Raw genomic sequence first — 15,167 nt, forward strand, 5'->3', positions numbered from 1 at the left:
GTTGAAATCGACAGGAGCTTGGGGCATAGCCACCCCAAGCGCAATATCAGATGGCGCTTTTTTCGTCATCAATGGGATAAGTCTGGTGACAGGGCTCGAAGGCAGCATATGGCGTGTCGGCCATGGCCGGGAGATCGAACTCGGCCGTCGTTCGGTGATCATGGCGATCATCAATGTGACGCCGGACTCCTTTTCCGACGGCGGACGCTTTGAAACCGTCGATGCGGCGGTCGAACAGGCGTTGCGGGCGGTGAGCGAGGGGGCCGGCATTATCGATATCGGCGGCGAATCGACCCGGCCGAACGCAGCAACCGTCAGCCCTTCCGAGGAGCAGGCGCGCGTGCTGCCCGTCATCGAGGCACTGCGCGGGCGCACCCAGGCGCTGATCTCGATCGACACTTATCGCGCCGAGACGGCGCGGCTTGCCATCAGTGCCGGCGCCCATATCGTCAACGACGTCTTCGGGCTGCAGAAGGAGCCCGATATCGCTGATATTTCTGCGGTGACCGGAGCCGGGCTCTGCATCATGCATACCGGCCGCGACAGGGTAAAACTCGTCGATGTGATTGCCGATCAGGTGCATTTCCTCGAACGGTCGCTTGCGATCGCCGCTGCATCAGGCGTCAGCCGCGACCGCATCGTGCTCGATCCGGGTTTCGGCTTCGCCAAGGAGACGGCGGAGGAGAATCTGGAGCTGATGGCGCGGTTTTCCGAACTTTCCCGCTTCGGCCTGCCGCTGCTCGCCGGCACGTCGCGCAAGCGCTTCCTCGGTACGGTGACGGGGCGTGAGGCCGAGGGGCGGGATGCGGCGACGGCTGCGACCAGCGCGCTGCTCAGGCTTCAAGGGGCTGCGGTTTTCCGCGTGCACAATGTCGCAATCAACAGGGACGCGCTCGAGATCGCCGATGCTATGCTCAATGCGCGCCAGGAATTCGAGAGGAAGCGGCCGACATGACCACCTACACGATCACGCTGCAGAACTGCGCCTTCTTCGCGCGCCACGGCGTGCATGACGAGGAGGAATTCCTCGGCCAGCGCTTCTTCGTCGATGCCGAGCTCGATGTCGTCGCCGGCGAGGCGCTGGAAAGCGATTCGATCAACGATACCGTCAATTACGGCATCGCCTTCACCGTGATCGAGCAGATCGTCACCGGCAAGCGGCGCTACCTGATCGAGTCCCTGGCGCTCGATATCGCCAAGGGGCTCTGCGAGACATTCCCGCAGATCCGGCGGGCGAAGATCACGGTGCGCAAGCCGAACGCACCGGTGCCCGGCGTGCTCGATTTCGTGCAGGTGAGCGTTGAACACTTTGCCTGAGGTCGCATTGCAATCCGCCACACTCGGTCTCGGCGGCAATATCGGCGACCCTGTGAAGGCGATGGCTGCGGCACTGCAGAGGCTGGACGGACGGGACGACTGCCGGGTTACGGCGGTCTCGCGGCTCTATCGCACGCCGCCCTGGGGCAAGACCGACCAATCGTTCTTCTTCAATGCCTGCGCTGCCGTCGAGACCAGGCTGGAGCCCGAGGCTTTGCTCGATGTCTGCCTGTCGATCGAACGGGAGATGAAACGCGAGCGCATCGAGCGCTGGGGTCCGCGCACGCTCGATATCGACGTGCTGACCTATGGCGACGTGATCCAGGATGCGCCGCGGCTGGAACTGCCGCATCCGCGCATGACCGATCGCGGTTTCGTGCTGATGCCGCTTGCCGATATCGCGCCGGGTCTTCTGGTCAGGGGCAGGGCGGTCAGTGACTGGCTTGATGATGCCGAGGTGACCGGCATTGAGATCGCCGACGACAGTCGCGACTGGTGGCTGAGCGCCTGAAGCAGGGAAACTGAAACGGAAAACGGCGGGAGACCCGCCGCTTCAGGAAAATCCGCTGTGCGGTTTGTCTACTGGATGGAACCGACGGCCATCTCGTCGACCTGGCGGGTCAGTGTCAGGCCGATCACCGGGATCATCTGGCTTTCGACCTTGACCGAAACGGTGACGTTCATCGTCTTGTCGTCGCGCACGCGGGCAATCATCGCACCATTCAGCTTGGCGCGGTTGATGCCGACAACGACGGTATCCTCGCTGACGGCGCCGGAGACGACGTCAAGGCCCTTGCCGGCGGCGCCGTCGAGGAACTTGCCCTTGTAGCTCGAGCCCGACTGCGAGATGACGGCGGTCATCGGCTGCTTGAAGACGCCGACGCGGCAGGTGCCGTCGAGCTTGATGCCGGCGCTGCTGTCGCCGGTGGGCTCACCGATCAGGTTGCAGGTGAATTTCGTGCCCTTGTACTTGCCGGCGACGATTTCGCCGGGGCCCTTCCAGGAGCCGGCGACGGAATCGAAGAAGGCCTTGTCACGGGTTGCAGCGGTGGCTGCCGGTGCGACATCTGCGACGGGAGACAATGCCGCGGCGGCCAAGCCGCATACGATGAGAAACTTGCGCGAATACATGGATTTTCCTTGGCAAACACCACTCACGAACTGGCTGCAAGTTTTGCCGAAGAATGGTTAATCCTTTCTTTCGATTGTGCCGAAATGCAAGGCGATACAGGGCTTTTGCGCGGCATTGATTTTAAAACATCGTCACTAGAGCCTTGAATCGACTGAAATTTCTTCAGTATTACGTTAGGGCAAGCGAAATCTGGTTATTCGCTGCTTCGTTCAAGGATTGTTGCCGCGCGGCGACATGGAGGGGGTGAGATCGCCGATGAAATCGCCGATTCCCGGCCGCTTCAGGGCGCGGAAGGCGAGCGGACGGCAGAGATCCATTGCCGCGATTCCGATGCGGGCGGTCATCAGGCCGTTGATGACGCCTTCGCCCAGTCGTGCCGAAAGCTTCGAGGCCAGTCCATGGCCAAGCACCTGCTGGACGAGGCTGTCGCCAACGGCAATCGAGCCGGTGACGGCGAGATGCGCCAGCACGTCACGCAACAGACGGAACATGCCGAGCGTGCCGGGCCGGCCGCCGTAAAGCTCGGCCATGGCGCGGATGAGGCGCACGGCCTCATAGAGCACGTAGAGCAGGTCAACTACCGCGCGCGGGCTGACGGCGGTGACGATCGAGACGCGCTTCGAGGCGTTGACGATCAGGGCGCGGGCCTTGCGGTCGAGCGGAGCGAGCAGTTCCCGCTCGGCTAGCGCGATCAGATGCGGGGGATCGATGACCTCGCCCTCGGTCGCCTTCAGCGTCGCGCGGCCCTTCGCCGTCTCCGGATTGGCGGAAAGGAGCGTGGTAAGGCGTGCGACGACGGCGCGCGCCTTCACTGGTCGGGTTTCGAGCATCGCCGCGTCTGCCTCGGCCTTGATCGTCTGGACGGCGGCAAGGCGCATCATGCCGATGGTCTCGCGGATGACGAGGGCCAGTACGGCGAGGATGCCGACTGCGAGCACGGCAAGGGCGGCATAGCCCAACCAGTCGGCGCGGGCGAAGAGATCGCGGATCAGGCTATCGGTCCAGAGGCCGATGGCGAGCGACAGCAGGATGCCCAAGGCGCCGGCGGCGATCTTGCCGAAGGAGGTCCGGCGCTTGCGCGGCGCTGCAACGGGGACCGCGCTCAGATCCTTGTCGGGATTGAGGAAGGGATCGTCCTCATCCGGCGTCACGACGATATTCTCCGAGAAGCTTTCCGGCTTGCGCCGCTCACCTCCTTGCCGGCCGTTGTCACGCCGCTCGGTGGCTTCGTCCTCATAGATGAAGGCGGCGGGCGCGCGGCGCGGCGGATCGGACGGGGGCTTGCTCATGCGAGACGGTCTCCGAACAGGAACTGCATGGCGCGGTCGAGGCGGATATGCGGCACCGACAGCTTGATGCCGCCACCGGTTTCTTCGAGATGCGGCGGGCGGAACCTGACGACGTTGACATCGGGCAGCTGCAGGCCTGTTACACCCGAGGCGATGCGGTCGAACAGGCTTTCGGGATCCTCCGGCAGGTCACCGGGGAAGATCGCGGTCTTTCTCTCACCGTCGAAACGCTCGCCGGCGATGGTTTCGCCCTCCATCGGCGTGCCGACGATGACCGGCAATTCATGGCCGTCACGCTTGACGGTCGCCTCGCGGGTGGCGCGCACGGAGGCAAGCGCCATGACGTCGATGCCGGCGCCGGCCATGCCGATGCGGTCGATAGCGCGATCCACCAGGCGGCGGGTCAGCGCATCGAGCCGGTCGTGGCTTTCATGATGGAGATGATCGGCCTTGGTGGCGGCGACCAGCACGCGGTCGATGCGGCGCCCGAGCAGGGAGGAGAGCAGCGAATTGGTGCCGGGGCGGAAACAGGCGAGCACATCGGTCAGCGCGCGTTCCAGATCCTGCACGGCTTCAGGGCCGCGGTTCATCGCCTGCAGCGCATCGACCAGGACGATCTGCCGGTCGAGCCGGGCGAAATGCTCGCGGAAGAAGGGTTTGACGACCACCGATTTGTAGGCCTCGTAGCGCCGTTCCATCATCGTCCAGAGCGAGCCGCGGCTGTGACGGCCGTCCGGCGGCAGAGCCAGCGGCGCGAAGGTCAATGCTGGCGACCCGTCGAGATCGCCGGGCAGAAGCAGGCGGCCAGGCGGTAGGGTGGAAAGCGAGCGTTCGTCGGCCTTGCAGGCCTTGAGATAAGCGGCAAAGGCGGTGGCGAGGTCGCGGGTGACCATCTCGTCGGCGCCGGCCTGGATATCGGTGGCGCGCGTCAGCGCCAGCCATTCCCGTGACAGCTCGGAGCGGATGCCGGTTTCGGCAAGCGCGATCGTCTCCTCGCTGAATGTGCGATAATCCTTGCCGAGCAGCGGCAGGTCGAGCAGCCATTCGCCGGGATAATCGACGATATCGATCGACAGGCGGCCGGGCGAAAACAGCCGGTTCCAGCCGCTGGCGCTCTGATAATCCAGTGTGATGCGCAGTTCGGATATGGCGCGGGTCGAATCCGGCCAGATACGGTCCTTCACCAGCGCGCGGATATGGTCCTCGTATTGGAAGCGCGGCACGGCATCGTCGGGCTGCGGCTCCAGCCGTACCGCCGAGACGCGGCCAGATTGGACCGGCTCGAACAGCGGCAGGCGGCCGCCATTCAACAGATTATGGACCAGCGAGGAGATGAAGACCGTCTTGCCGGAGCGGGAGAGGCCGGTGACGCCGAGCCGTACGGTCGGATTGACAAGGCCGCTCGCCCGATCGGCGAGATTGTCGAAGGCGATGCGGGCGTCATCGGCAAAAGATGTCAGGCGTGGCGGCAAGGCGCGATTCCGGTTGGTGACTGCCGGCAATATAGGAAAGGTACGCCGCCCGCAAAAGAAGCGGCGCGAAAGTCTTCAGACAACCACGAAATCGGCGAGGCGCCAGACGGCGACGGAAGCGTCGTAATCGACGACGGCAAGGCCTGCCGTCGGGAAGCCGCCGGGAAGGGCGCTTGCCATCGCCTCGTGACCGATCAGCGCCTCCAGCACCTGCTCCATGGTCGGATTGTGACCGACCAGCATGACGGCCGCCTCATCCTGCGCATCGACGATCTCGAGATAGGTATCGACCGTGGCGTTGTAGAGCGCATCGACATACCGCACGTCGAGCGTGACGCCCATCGCCCGGTGGACGGCGCCGGCGGTATCGCGGCAGCGCAGCGCCGTCGAACTGATCAGAAGATCGGGACGGTAGCCCTTGTCGGCGGCCTTATCGGCGATGATCTCTGCATCCCCAAAGCCCTTTTCGTTCAGCGGACGGTCGAAATCGCGCTGTCCGGGTTCGGCCCAGGCGGCCTCGGCATGACGCAGGAGATAGATGCGGTTGGGCGGAGGCAGCGGTACGGTCATGGGCAAATCCAGGATCGGGCGGGTCTTTTCAGTAGCGGTTGCGGTTGGTCGCCGTCAATCGCCAGCTAGGCCGCAAATGCCTAAAACGTGGCTGACAACACGGCGTTTTGAAGGCGAAGCAAAAAACGGCGGCCGGAATAACCATGACAAAATAGATCGTTAGCCGAAAATTGTAACAGATTTAAAAATCTGTTTACCTGTCGTATTTGGCTTGAATCGCGACTAGCGCTTGGGATATACACCCGGCCAGATGAGATGTTCTTCAGGAGAATCGCGTTGAGTGAGAAGATCGATCTTAGCAATTACGTTCCCTCGGAAGAGGAAGAGTTCATGAACGTAAACCAGCGTGCCTATTTCAGGGCCAAGCTGGTTGCATGGAGAAATGATATCCTTAGAGAAGCGCGTGAGACACTCGACCATCTGGCCGAGGAAAGCGCAAACCATCCCGACCTCGCCGACCGGGCGTCGTCGGAAACAGATCGGGCGATCGAACTTCGCGCCCGTGATCGGCAGAGAAAGCTGATTTCGAAGATCGACGCGGCAATGCAGCGCATCGACGACGGCACCTACGGCTATTGCGAGGAAACCGGCGAACCGATCGGCCTCAAGCGTCTCGACGCCCGCCCGATCGCGACACTGTCGATCGAGGCGCAGGAACGTCACGAACGCCGCGAAAAGGTCTATCGCGACGAATGAGAGTTTTCATGCAGGCATGAGAGCAAAATAGGCGCCGCGATCAGATCGCGGCGCTTTTTATAATTACGGTGAGCTTCCGGTCGCCACAGACCTCCACCATTGCTCCCGGCCGGTCTCGGCGGTGACGTCGACTGCAACCCTGGTGCCGTTCTTGATCCGCCGCCGCAAAACGTCGGCTCGATTCGAATCCGTCCGCAGCATGCCACCATCGTGAAGAGCCTGTAGCCGGGTGCGTGAAACTTGCAACTCGGACGCCAGCAGGCGGTCGAGGCGCATGCTTGTTGGAACCGGGACCATCAGTTCGATTTCCAGTCTCGTCCAATTGGCAATTTCCTGCTGCATCTCTTTTGCGATTTCAAATTCGGCAAACTCGTCGACACGCTGCGACTTGCGCCTGAGAGCCTCGAGGTTGAACGCTTCTGCCCGGATCCAATCCGGATCGTTGGACTGCAACGCCTCGAGGACTGCGGGATCGATGTCGCGAACATTCCGACGCTCGAAGATCGGACGGTTCCACGTCTTTTCGCAGGTCGAGCATTTGTAGATAAGCCAGGCATCGAGCTTGCGGCCATTGGCGTTGAGCCGGATCTTGTCACTGCATCGGAAAGCTCTGAGGCCCCCGCAGCCGCTGCATACAATCCAGGGCTGGGGCGCTGTTTTCGGCAGAATGGTCCATCGGACCCGAAGGGTATTGCACATATCGTGTTGGTCTTCCGTTCGGAAGTCCACCAGGATGATGCGTGAGAAAGCCCTTGCGGGCGCGGTGTGGCGATGTTCTGGGCGGCGGAAGAGCTGAGACAGCGGAGCTGCACATGGCACATGTCAACAATGCCAAACCGGTCTCTCGCCACCACCCGATGAACATGTTCATACGCCGTCAGCGTGTCGCTGTCCGGCAGTACGGGTGAAACTGGAGTGAGACCGGTATTTACTTAGGCAAAGTATGACCTCGATGCGCCAACGCTCTTCAACCGGAGCGATAACAAATTATCAGCACAAGATGGAGTCCCTGACGCATCGGGAACTGAAAGTCGCCGCATTGCGGCTTTTATGCAACTTGGTGATGAAGGAAGGTCGGACGTGCGTTTCCGCTCACTTGTCGCGCCCCGGTCACTTGTCGCACCCGATCACTTGTCGCGGTTGACGCTCATCTCGCCGAAGATGCGGGCGACTTCCTTTTGCAGATCGGTATCGGCGCCGGTGATCGGGGCCATTTCCGGATCGCGGCGCGGCAGGTTTCCGGGTTGCGGCGTTCCGGGCCGGGGTGCCTGGTTTGCCGGCGCCGGCACGATGCGTTCGGCCGTCAGATTGTTCGACATTTCCTCTTCCAGCACCCGCTGGAAATCTTGACGGGTCGCCGCTGCCGACTGCGCAGCCGCCTCGTCTTCGGCCGTTGCAGGTGCGGCGCGTGCGGCCGCCGGCATGTCCCGGGCAGGCGGGGCGGAGACCTCGGGTTCGATTCGCTGTTGAGGCAACACGCGCTGGCGGGCGGCATCGAGGATCTCGGCGGCACTTGAGGCATCGTGAAACGGTCCGGGCTGCGCGGCTGGGGGGGCGGCGGGACGCTCCAGCGGGCGCGGCTGGGGCGGGACGGCACGCAGAGGATTGTCGCGTTCGGCCGACAGCGGAGCTGTCACGGGCTCTGCCGGAAGAGGGCTCGTGACCACCGGCGGTGCCACGGCCGGCGGGGCCGGCGGTTGGGCCAACGGTTCTGGGCGCGGGCGCGGCTCTGGCGAAACCGGCGCAGAGAAAGTGGGCTCGGCGGCCGGCTCGACACGGGGTGCGACCGGCGGGCGCGCTGGCGAGACCGGCGGTGTTTCCGGCCGCGCGACGGATATCGGACGCGGCTCGACGGGCTGCGGGCGGTTGGCGCTGTCCGGCTGTTCGGCCGCTGCCGGCAGGATGCGGCTTTCGATGACGATATCGCTTGGGCCGCCGATCATGATCAGGTGCTCGACATCGTCGCGGCGCACCAGCACCAGCCGGCGACGGGCATCGACGGCTGCGGCATCCAGCACCTGCAGGCGTGGTTGGCGGTTGCGGCCGCCGCGCACGAAGGGAGAGGGCGCCCGGCTGCGGATCACCCAGAGCACGATGATGAGCAGGAGAAGCGCCAGACCGACGCCACCGGCGGCAAGCAGGAAACGGCTGCCATAAGCTCCGACAACATCATCCAACATAGTCACTCACTCCATTTCGCATTCGGCACATATTGACGACTTTTCCGTTCCTTAGGCAAGGGCCGCCGGTGCTGTCCAGTGACGGGAGTACGCGATTTCGTGTTCCGCTGCCTGGCACCCGGGCGACCTTGCGGACGGGTGGCAGCGTTGGGCTTCTGGGGCAGATGGCGCTGTTGCCTGTGAATTCAAGCAGTCTTGCCGGCTAGCGGTGTTTTTGCCGGCGCGGCAAATTGCTAAGAAGGAAAGAGTGCCTGATTCCTGCTTCGTGTTCGTGCTACGAAGCGGGAGGGCTTATGTGAGGAATACATGACGAAACCGCGTCAGGCCGACGACTATAACGCACCGCTTGTGGATCGTGGGGGGCGTTCTGGCACGGTCTTGCGCATTCTTCTGCTGGCGCTCGTGCTGATCGCGGCTGCCGGCGCCTTCGTCTTCTTCAAAAAGTCGCTCGACAATGAGGTGGTGCTTGGCGGTCTCGGCGTGCTCGCCATGGTCGGCATCTTCTTCCTGGTGTCTTCGGTCATCGGCTTCATCGAAGTGATGCCGCAGCACCAGTCCGACAGCCTGGCGCGCGCCTTCCTCAACAGCCATCCCGACGGTACGCTGATCACCGACGAAAAAGGCCGGATCATCTATGCCAATGCCGCCTATGGCGCGCTGACCGGCGCGCGCAAGGCGACCGAGGTGCAGACGCTGGAAACGCTGCTGTCGCGCCACCGCGAATCCAACGAGGCGCTCTACAGGCTGGTCAACGGCCTGCGCGAAGGCAAGGAAGGCCGCGAGGAATTCCGCCTTCTGCGCGCCGTCGGGCCTGGCAGCAACAGCTCCGGCGCCCATTGGTACCGGCTGAAGGCGCGGCTGCTGCAGCCGGAGGAAAACGGCGGCAAGCCGCTGCAGATCTGGCAGATCACCGACATCACCACTGAGCGCGACGACCAGGAGCGCTTCTTCAAGGAATTGCAGAACGCGATCGACTATCTCGACCATGCGCCGGCCGGCTTCTTTTCCGCCGGCAGGAAGGGCGAGATCTTCTACCTGAATGCGACGCTTGCCGAGTGGCTGGGCCTCGACCTCACCAAGTTCGTGCCGGGCTCGATGACGATCGGCGACGTCGTGGCGGGCGAGGGGCTGGCGCTGATTCAGTCGGTGCAGGCCGAACCCGGCCTGAAGAAGACCGTGACGCTCGATCTCGACCTGCGCAAGAGCAATGGCCAGAGCCTGCCGGTGCAGATCATCCACAGCGTCACCTCGATGCGCGACGGCGCACCCGGCGAAAGCCGGACGATCGTGCTGGCGCGTGAAAAGAGCGATGCTGGCGGCCAGTCCGCTTCGGCCGCCGCCATGCGCTTCACCCGCTTCTTCAACAATACGCCGATGGCGATCGCCTCGGTCGACGGCAACGGGCGCATCCTGCGAACCAACGCGCCGTTCCTGAAGATGTTCTCCGGCGTCGTCTCGCGCGACGATCTCGAAAAGGCGCCGCATCTTGAAACCATCGTGCAGGAGAGCGACCGGCCACAGCTGGCCGCGGCGCTAGCGGCGGCCAAGGATCGGCAAGGCGACATTGCGCCCCTCGACACCCGCACACCGACCGACGAGGCGCGCTATTTCCGCTTCTATGTCAATGCCGTCATCGACCAGAGCGACGAGGCGCCCGAGGAGGCAGCGATCGTCTATGCCGTCGAGGTGACCGAGCAGAAGGCGCTGGAAGCGCAGATGGCGCAGACGCAGAAGATGAATGCTGTGGGAACGCTCGCCGGCGGTATCGCGCATGATTTCAACAACGTGCTGACGGCGATCCTGCTTTCCTCCGACCATCTGCTGCTGCAGGCGCGGCCGGCCGATGCCAGTTTCGCCGACCTGATAGAGATCAAACGCAACGCCAACCGCGCCGCTGTGCTGGTGCGCCAGCTGCTCGCCTTCTCGCGCAAGCAGACGATGCGGCCCTCGGTGCTGAACCTTACCGATGTCGTCGGCGACCTGCGCATGCTGGTCGACCGGCTGCTTTCCGGCACCAATGTCAAGCTCGACGTGCAATATGGCCGCGACCTCTGGCCTGTCAAAACCGACCTTTCGCAGTTCGAGCAAGTGTTGATCAATCTCTGCGTCAATGCGCGCGACGCGATGCCCGAGGGTGGCACGCTGACACTGCGCACTCGCAATCTGACCGCCGCCGAGGTCTCGGCCTTCAATTACTCCTACATGCCGGCCGAGGATATGGTGCTTGTCGAAGTCGCCGATAACGGCACCGGCATCGCGCCCGAGATCATGGACAAGATCTTCGAGCCCTTCTTCACCACCAAGGATGTCGGCAAGGGCACGGGACTTGGCCTCGCCATGGTCTATGGCATCGTCAAGCAGTCTGGGGGCTATATCCAGCCGGAATCCGAAGTCGGCAAAGGCACGACCTTCCGGGTCTTCCTGCCGCGCCACATCCCAGAGCCGGCAGTGGCCGCCGAAGCAGGCTCGATCGACGGCGCCATCGCCGGGGCCGAAGTGGTACCGCTGCCGGTATCGCCGCAGCAGCCAGAGGACCTGACGGGATCGGCCGTCATCCTTCTCGTCGAGGACGAGGAGGCGGTGCGCCGCGGCGGCAAGCGTATGCTGGAAACGCGCGGCTACACCGTGCACGAGGCGGGCTCGGGCGTCGAGGCGCTCAGCATCCTGGAAGAACTCGACGGCAAGGTCGATATCGTCGTTTCCGACGTCGTCATGCCCGAAATGGACGGCCCGACGCTGCTGCGCGAGCTGCGCAAGACCTATCCCGACATGAAATTCATCTTCGTTTCCGGTTATGCAGAAGATGCCTTTGCCCGCAACCTGCCGCCGGAGGCGAAATTCGGTTTCCTGCCGAAGCCGTTTTCGCTGAAGCAGCTCGCTGTTGTGGTGAAGGAGACGTTGGACGGGTGAGGGAGAAGTGAGACTGGAGGGCGAGCGTTGTGCCGTGCAAGCCCCCCTCTGCCCTGCCGGGGCATCTCCCCCACGGGTGGGGAGATCGCCTGGGCGCACCGGCTTCCCCAACCAAGTATCCTTTGTAATGCAGCGAGACGTTGATGTGGCGGGAAGATTTCGCCGCTTGTCATCTCTCCACCTGTGGGGGAGATGCCCGGCAGGGCAGAGGGGGCTGGAACGGCACCACCTATCTGATAAGGCGATTCCGTCCAGCCCCGTCAATCCTCATTCACCCAGCGCCACCGCAATCTCAGCAGCAAGCCGCGCGTTGTTCTCGACGAGCGCGATGTTGGTCTTCAGGCTCTGACCATCGGTCAGGTCGAAGATGGTCGATAGAAGATAGGGTGTGACCGCCTTGCCGGTGACTTCGTCGCGCTCGGCGCTGTCGAGCGCCCGCTCGATATAGATTTCCATCTCCTCGCGCGCGATCTCGTCGGCCTCGGGCACGGGGTTGGCGACGAGCATGCCGCCGTCGATGCCGAGCTGCTCGCGCACCGTCTGGAAATTGGCGATTGCGGCAGGGCTGTTCAGTGACAGCGGGCTGCGGATGCCCGAGGAGCGCGACCAGAAGGCGGGGAATTCCTCGCTCTCATACGTGACGACAGGCACGCCGCGGGTTTCCAGCACTTCCAGCGTCTTCGGAATGTCGAGGATCGCCTTGGCGCCGGCGCAGACGACGATGACGCCGGTGCGCGCCAGTTCCTCGAGGTCGGCTGAGATATCGAAGCTTTCCTCGGCGCCACGATGCACGCCGCCGATGCCGCCTGTGGCAAAGACACGAATGCCGGCGCGCGCCGCCGCGATCATCGTCGCCGCGACCGTGGTGGCGCCGGTGCGGCGCTCGGCGATGGCGAAGGCGAGATCGGCGCGCGACACCTTCATCACTTCGGTCGCCTTGGCGAGTTGCTCCAGTTCCGCGGCTTCAAGACCGATGTGCAGCGTGCCGTGAATGACGGCGATCGTTGCCGGCACCGCACCCTGTTCGCGGATGATCGCCTCGACGCTGCGGGCCATCTCGATATTGCCGGGATAGGGCATGCCGTGGGTGATGATCGTCGATTCCAGCGCCACCAGCGGCGCGCCGCGCTGCTTGGCGCTGGCGACTTCCTTCGAATAGGCGATCGGCAGAAGAGGGGAGATGGGCTTGGTCATGGTCTTGTCCTGTGATCGACAGAGCATGTTGCCGAAAAGGGTGAGCTGTTTTCAGACGACATCATGCTCAACTATTTAATTAGCCGCTTCAATGCAGAATTCTGACCTTGGGAACAAGGGCAAGCACCTCATCCAGCAGATCGGGCGTCAGATTTTCGTTGACGGCGTGCCGCGACTGCACGGTCAGTATGGCGGCCGCAGTGCCGTGGCGGACGGCTTCTTCGAGCGGCAGGCCTGATATCAAGGCAGCGAGTGTGCCAGCCGCAAGAGAATCGCCGGCACCCGTAACATCGGCGACGGTGTCGGCAATCGGCGGCTGCAGCGTCACGGCGCGGCCCTCGCAAAGCGCGACGAGCTCACGCCGGCCGCGGGTGACGACGGCGTTCCTGATACCGATCTCGTTCAGCAAAGGTAGCCAGCCGGCGGCGTCTTCCGGCTGCTCGCCGGCAAGGGCGGCCGCTTCAGCCTCATTCAGGAACAGGTAGTCGATATCCCCGATGCAGGGCTTCAGCCTGACGACTTTGGCCGGCGAGATGGCGATTGCCGCAACGGGCTTGCCTAGCGAATGTGCCTTTGCGACGATCGCCGCGATCGTCTCTTCCGGCAGGTTGGCGTCGAAGAGAACGAAATCATGGGCGCCGAAGGCCTCCCGCACCCAGCGGATGGAGAGACGCCGCGGGACGAAGAAGCGGTAAAGATCCATGTCGGCAAGGGCGATCACCAGATTGCCGTCCTTCTCGATGATCGCCGTGTAGCTCGGCGTCTTGCGGTCGAGGAAGACGAAGGGCCGGTCGTCAATGCCGGCGAAATCGGCAGCTTCTCCGACCGTCTCGCCCATCGGATCGCCGCCGCGCGGCGAGATCATCGTCACCTGAAAACCGAGCCTTGCGAGGTTGCGCGCCGCATTGAAGCCACCGCCGCCCGGCTCCTCGAACCAGGTGCCGGGATTGCTGGCGCCAGGCGCTGTCTCGCCCGAGATGCGGCCACGCCGGTCGATATGGGCACCGCCGAGAACAAGAATCTTTTTCTTCATCCGATCCGCTCTCCCGATGCCCGAAGGACGAATCGATATGGTGCGCCCTGCCGCGGCCGAGTCGGCACTTTTGGCCTAAGTCGTTGCTTTTCATTGATAAAACAAATGCAGAACACGTGTCGTTTTACCTTTTTCTTTCAACTGTTTGATAGCCTATTGCGAGAATGGAACAAATAGGGTACAAACTCGACATTGCTTGAGCGGCTTCAATAACCTAAAGGTGGATCGGATGTCTCAGAATTCATTGCGGCTGGTAGAGGACAAATCGGTGGACAAAAGCAAGGCGCTTGAAGCGGCACTCTCACAGATAGAGCGGTCGTTCGGCAAGGGCTCGATCATGAAACTCGGCTCCAACGAGAATGTTGTCGAGATCGAGACGATCTCGACCGGCTCGCTTGGCCTCGATATTGCACTCGGCGTTGGTGGCCTGCCGAGGGGCCGCATCATCGAGATCTACGGGCCGGAAAGCTCCGGTAAGACGACGCTTGCATTGCAGACGATTGCCGAAGCGCAGAAGAAGGGTGGCATCTGCGCCTTCGTCGATGCCGAACATGCGCTCGATCCCGTCTATGCCCGCAAGCTTGGCGTCGACCTGCAGAACCTTCTGATCTCGCAGCCCGATACGGGCGAGCAGGCGCTCGAAATCACCGATACGCTGGTGCGCTCCGGCGCCGTCGACGTTCTCGTCGTCGACTCGGTCGCCGCACTGACGCCACGCGCCGAAATCGAAGGCGAGATGGGCGATAGCCTTCCCGGCCTTCAGGCGCGCCTGATGAGCCAGGCGCTGCGCAAGCTCACCGCTTCGATCTCCAAGTCGAACACCATGGTTATCTTCATCAACCAGATCCGCATGAAGATCGGCGTTATGTTCGGTTCGCCGGAAACGACGACCGGCGGCAATGCGCTGAAATTCTATGCCTCCGTGCGCCTCGACATCCGCCGCATCGGCGCGGTCAAGGAGCGCGAAGAGGTGATCGGCAACCAGACCCGCGTCAAGGTCGTCAAGAACAAGATGGCGCCGCCCTTCAAGCAGGTCGAGTTCGACATCATGTATGGCGAGGGTGTTTCCAAGACCGGCGAACTGGTCGATCTCGGCGTCAAGGCCGGCATCGTCGAAAAATCTGGCGCCTGGTTCTCCTATAACAGCCAGCGTCTCGGCCAGGGCCGCGAAAACGCCAAGACTTTCCTGCGCGACAATCCGGACCTCGCCCGCGAGATCGAACTGTCGCTGCGCCAGAATGCTGGCCTGATCGCCGACCGCTTCCTGCAGAACGGCGGACCGGACCCGGATGACGGTGATGGCGATGCCGCTGCGGAAATGTAATTTTCGCGCTTGAACTCATCGGACAATTCCAACCGGCCGCATTCCTGATG

The 15,167-nt window shown here is 63.0% G+C and carries 15 protein-coding genes; 7 read left to right on the forward strand and 8 right to left on the reverse strand.

The genetic code is table 11. The features are described from left to right. Nucleotides 1–85 precede the first annotated feature (85 nt). Genes folP through folK form a run of 3 tightly spaced genes read left to right on the forward strand, consistent with a single transcriptional unit; the run spans nucleotide 86 to nucleotide 1,828 of the window. Complete coding sequence (gene folP / locus B5P46_RS21475) at nucleotides 86–955, forward strand: dihydropteroate synthase (protein WP_129420469.1); 870 nt, start codon at nucleotides 86–88, stop codon at nucleotides 953–955. Continuing rightward, entirely contained in the window at nucleotides 952–1,317 is a 366-nt protein-coding gene (gene folB / locus B5P46_RS21480) for a dihydroneopterin aldolase (RefSeq protein ID WP_003540148.1), read from the forward strand. The genes folP and folB overlap by 4 nt, the downstream gene beginning before the upstream one ends. Beyond that, nucleotides 1,310–1,828 carry a 2-amino-4-hydroxy-6-hydroxymethyldihydropteridine diphosphokinase gene (gene folK / locus B5P46_RS21485; protein WP_206735385.1) on the forward strand — a complete coding sequence of 173 codons (519 nt, stop codon included), beginning with the start codon at nucleotides 1,310–1,312 and terminating at the stop codon, nucleotides 1,826–1,828. The genes folB and folK overlap by 8 nt, the downstream gene beginning before the upstream one ends. Before the next feature lie 68 nt (nucleotides 1,829–1,896). Here the strand turns inward: folK and B5P46_RS21490 are convergent, their stop codons facing one another. Continuing rightward, the gene (locus tag B5P46_RS21490; protein WP_003540146.1) at nucleotides 1,897–2,448 is read right to left on the reverse strand and encodes a hypothetical protein; all 552 of its coding nucleotides are present in this window, start codon (nucleotides 2,446–2,448) and stop codon (nucleotides 1,897–1,899) included. Between the two features lie 9 nt (nucleotides 2,449–2,457). Between B5P46_RS21490 and B5P46_RS34530 the strand changes: the two genes are divergently transcribed. Continuing rightward, nucleotides 2,458–2,595, forward strand: a complete 138-nt coding sequence (locus tag B5P46_RS34530) for a hypothetical protein (protein WP_164986521.1) — start codon at nucleotides 2,458–2,460, stop codon at nucleotides 2,593–2,595. Nucleotides 2,596–2,658: 63 nt separating this feature from the next. On the opposite strand, the gene B5P46_RS21495 is transcribed toward B5P46_RS34530, so the two are convergent. The 3 genes from B5P46_RS21495 to B5P46_RS21505 form a co-directional block, all read right to left on the reverse strand. Beyond that, nucleotides 2,659–3,738 carry a YcjF family protein gene (locus B5P46_RS21495; RefSeq protein ID WP_129420470.1) on the reverse strand — a complete coding sequence of 360 codons (1,080 nt, stop codon included), beginning with the start codon at nucleotides 3,736–3,738 and terminating at the stop codon, nucleotides 2,659–2,661. Then, entirely contained in the window at nucleotides 3,735–5,210 is a 1,476-nt protein-coding gene (locus B5P46_RS21500) for a YcjX family protein (RefSeq protein WP_129420471.1), read from the reverse strand. Before B5P46_RS21500 ends, B5P46_RS21495 begins: the two co-directional genes overlap by 4 nt. Nucleotides 5,211–5,285: 75 nt before the next feature. Continuing rightward, complete coding sequence (locus B5P46_RS21505; RefSeq protein ID WP_129420472.1) at nucleotides 5,286–5,780, reverse strand: SixA phosphatase family protein; 495 nt, start codon at nucleotides 5,778–5,780, stop codon at nucleotides 5,286–5,288. A gap of 276 nt (nucleotides 5,781–6,056) precedes the next feature. On the opposite strand from B5P46_RS21505, the gene dksA reads away from it, so the two are divergent. Next, nucleotides 6,057–6,476 (forward strand): RNA polymerase-binding protein DksA, encoded by a 420-nt coding sequence (gene dksA / locus B5P46_RS21510; protein WP_003559816.1) that lies wholly within the window; start codon nucleotides 6,057–6,059, stop codon nucleotides 6,474–6,476. Between the two features lie 63 nt (nucleotides 6,477–6,539). On the opposite strand, the gene B5P46_RS21515 is transcribed toward dksA, so the two are convergent. Then, a complete protein-coding gene (locus B5P46_RS21515; protein ID WP_164986522.1) occupies nucleotides 6,540–7,175 on the reverse strand; it encodes a DUF1062 domain-containing protein in 636 nt (211 codons plus the stop codon). 428 nt (nucleotides 7,176–7,603) lie between these two features. Beyond that, entirely contained in the window at nucleotides 7,604–8,662 is a 1,059-nt protein-coding gene (locus tag B5P46_RS21520; RefSeq protein ID WP_129420474.1) for a flagellar biosynthetic protein FliO, read from the reverse strand. A gap of 300 nt (nucleotides 8,663–8,962) precedes the next feature. On the opposite strand from B5P46_RS21520, the gene cckA reads away from it, so the two are divergent. Beyond that, nucleotides 8,963–11,566: a cell cycle histidine kinase CckA gene (gene cckA, locus B5P46_RS21525; RefSeq protein ID WP_027667701.1), complete on the forward strand. Its 2,604-nt coding sequence runs from the start codon at nucleotides 8,963–8,965 to the stop codon at nucleotides 11,564–11,566. A 267-nt stretch (nucleotides 11,567–11,833) separates the two neighbouring features. Here cckA and B5P46_RS21530 read toward each other — a convergent pair whose 3' ends face one another. Together B5P46_RS21530 and B5P46_RS21535 are read right to left on the reverse strand one after the other, a co-directional pair. Next, nucleotides 11,834–12,760, reverse strand: a complete 927-nt coding sequence (locus tag B5P46_RS21530) for a pseudouridine-5'-phosphate glycosidase (RefSeq protein ID WP_026236929.1) — start codon at nucleotides 12,758–12,760, stop codon at nucleotides 11,834–11,836. 88 nt (nucleotides 12,761–12,848) lie between these two features. After that, nucleotides 12,849–13,793 carry a carbohydrate kinase family protein gene (locus tag B5P46_RS21535; protein WP_129420475.1) on the reverse strand — a complete coding sequence of 315 codons (945 nt, stop codon included), beginning with the start codon at nucleotides 13,791–13,793 and terminating at the stop codon, nucleotides 12,849–12,851. A gap of 229 nt (nucleotides 13,794–14,022) precedes the next feature. On the opposite strand from B5P46_RS21535, the gene recA reads away from it, so the two are divergent. Beyond that, on the forward strand, nucleotides 14,023–15,117 hold the full coding sequence (gene recA, locus B5P46_RS21540; RefSeq protein ID WP_026230491.1) for a recombinase RecA: 1,095 nt from the start codon (nucleotides 14,023–14,025) through the stop codon (nucleotides 15,115–15,117). Nucleotides 15,118–15,167: the final 50 nt, after the last annotated feature.

The organism is Rhizobium leguminosarum (assembly GCF_004123835.1).
Taxonomy (GTDB): Bacteria; Pseudomonadota; Alphaproteobacteria; order Rhizobiales; family Rhizobiaceae; genus Rhizobium; species Rhizobium leguminosarum_M.

What these genes read in the sequence shown, in the direction of transcription:
- recA (WP_026230491.1), top strand. Translation starts at nt 14,023, where the DNA reads ATGTCTCAGAATTCATTGCGGCTGGTAGAGGACAAATCGGTGGACAAA.
- folB (WP_003540148.1), top strand. Translation starts at nt 952, where the DNA reads ATGACCACCTACACGATCACGCTGCAGAACTGCGCCTTCTTCGCGCGC.
- B5P46_RS21495 (WP_129420470.1), bottom strand. Translation starts at nt 3,738, where the DNA reads ATGAGCAAGCCCCCGTCCGATCCGCCGCGCCGCGCGCCCGCCGCCTTC.
- B5P46_RS21535 (WP_129420475.1), bottom strand. Translation starts at nt 13,793, where the DNA reads ATGAAGAAAAAGATTCTTGTTCTCGGCGGTGCCCATATCGACCGGCGT.
- B5P46_RS21505 (WP_129420472.1), bottom strand. Translation starts at nt 5,780, where the DNA reads ATGACCGTACCGCTGCCTCCGCCCAACCGCATCTATCTCCTGCGTCAT.
- B5P46_RS21490 (WP_003540146.1), bottom strand. Translation starts at nt 2,448, where the DNA reads ATGTATTCGCGCAAGTTTCTCATCGTATGCGGCTTGGCCGCCGCGGCA.
- B5P46_RS21530 (WP_026236929.1), bottom strand. Translation starts at nt 12,760, where the DNA reads ATGACCAAGCCCATCTCCCCTCTTCTGCCGATCGCCTATTCGAAGGAA.
- B5P46_RS21515 (WP_164986522.1), bottom strand. Translation starts at nt 7,175, where the DNA reads ATGTGCAATACCCTTCGGGTCCGATGGACCATTCTGCCGAAAACAGCG.
- cckA (WP_027667701.1), top strand. Translation starts at nt 8,963, where the DNA reads ATGACGAAACCGCGTCAGGCCGACGACTATAACGCACCGCTTGTGGAT.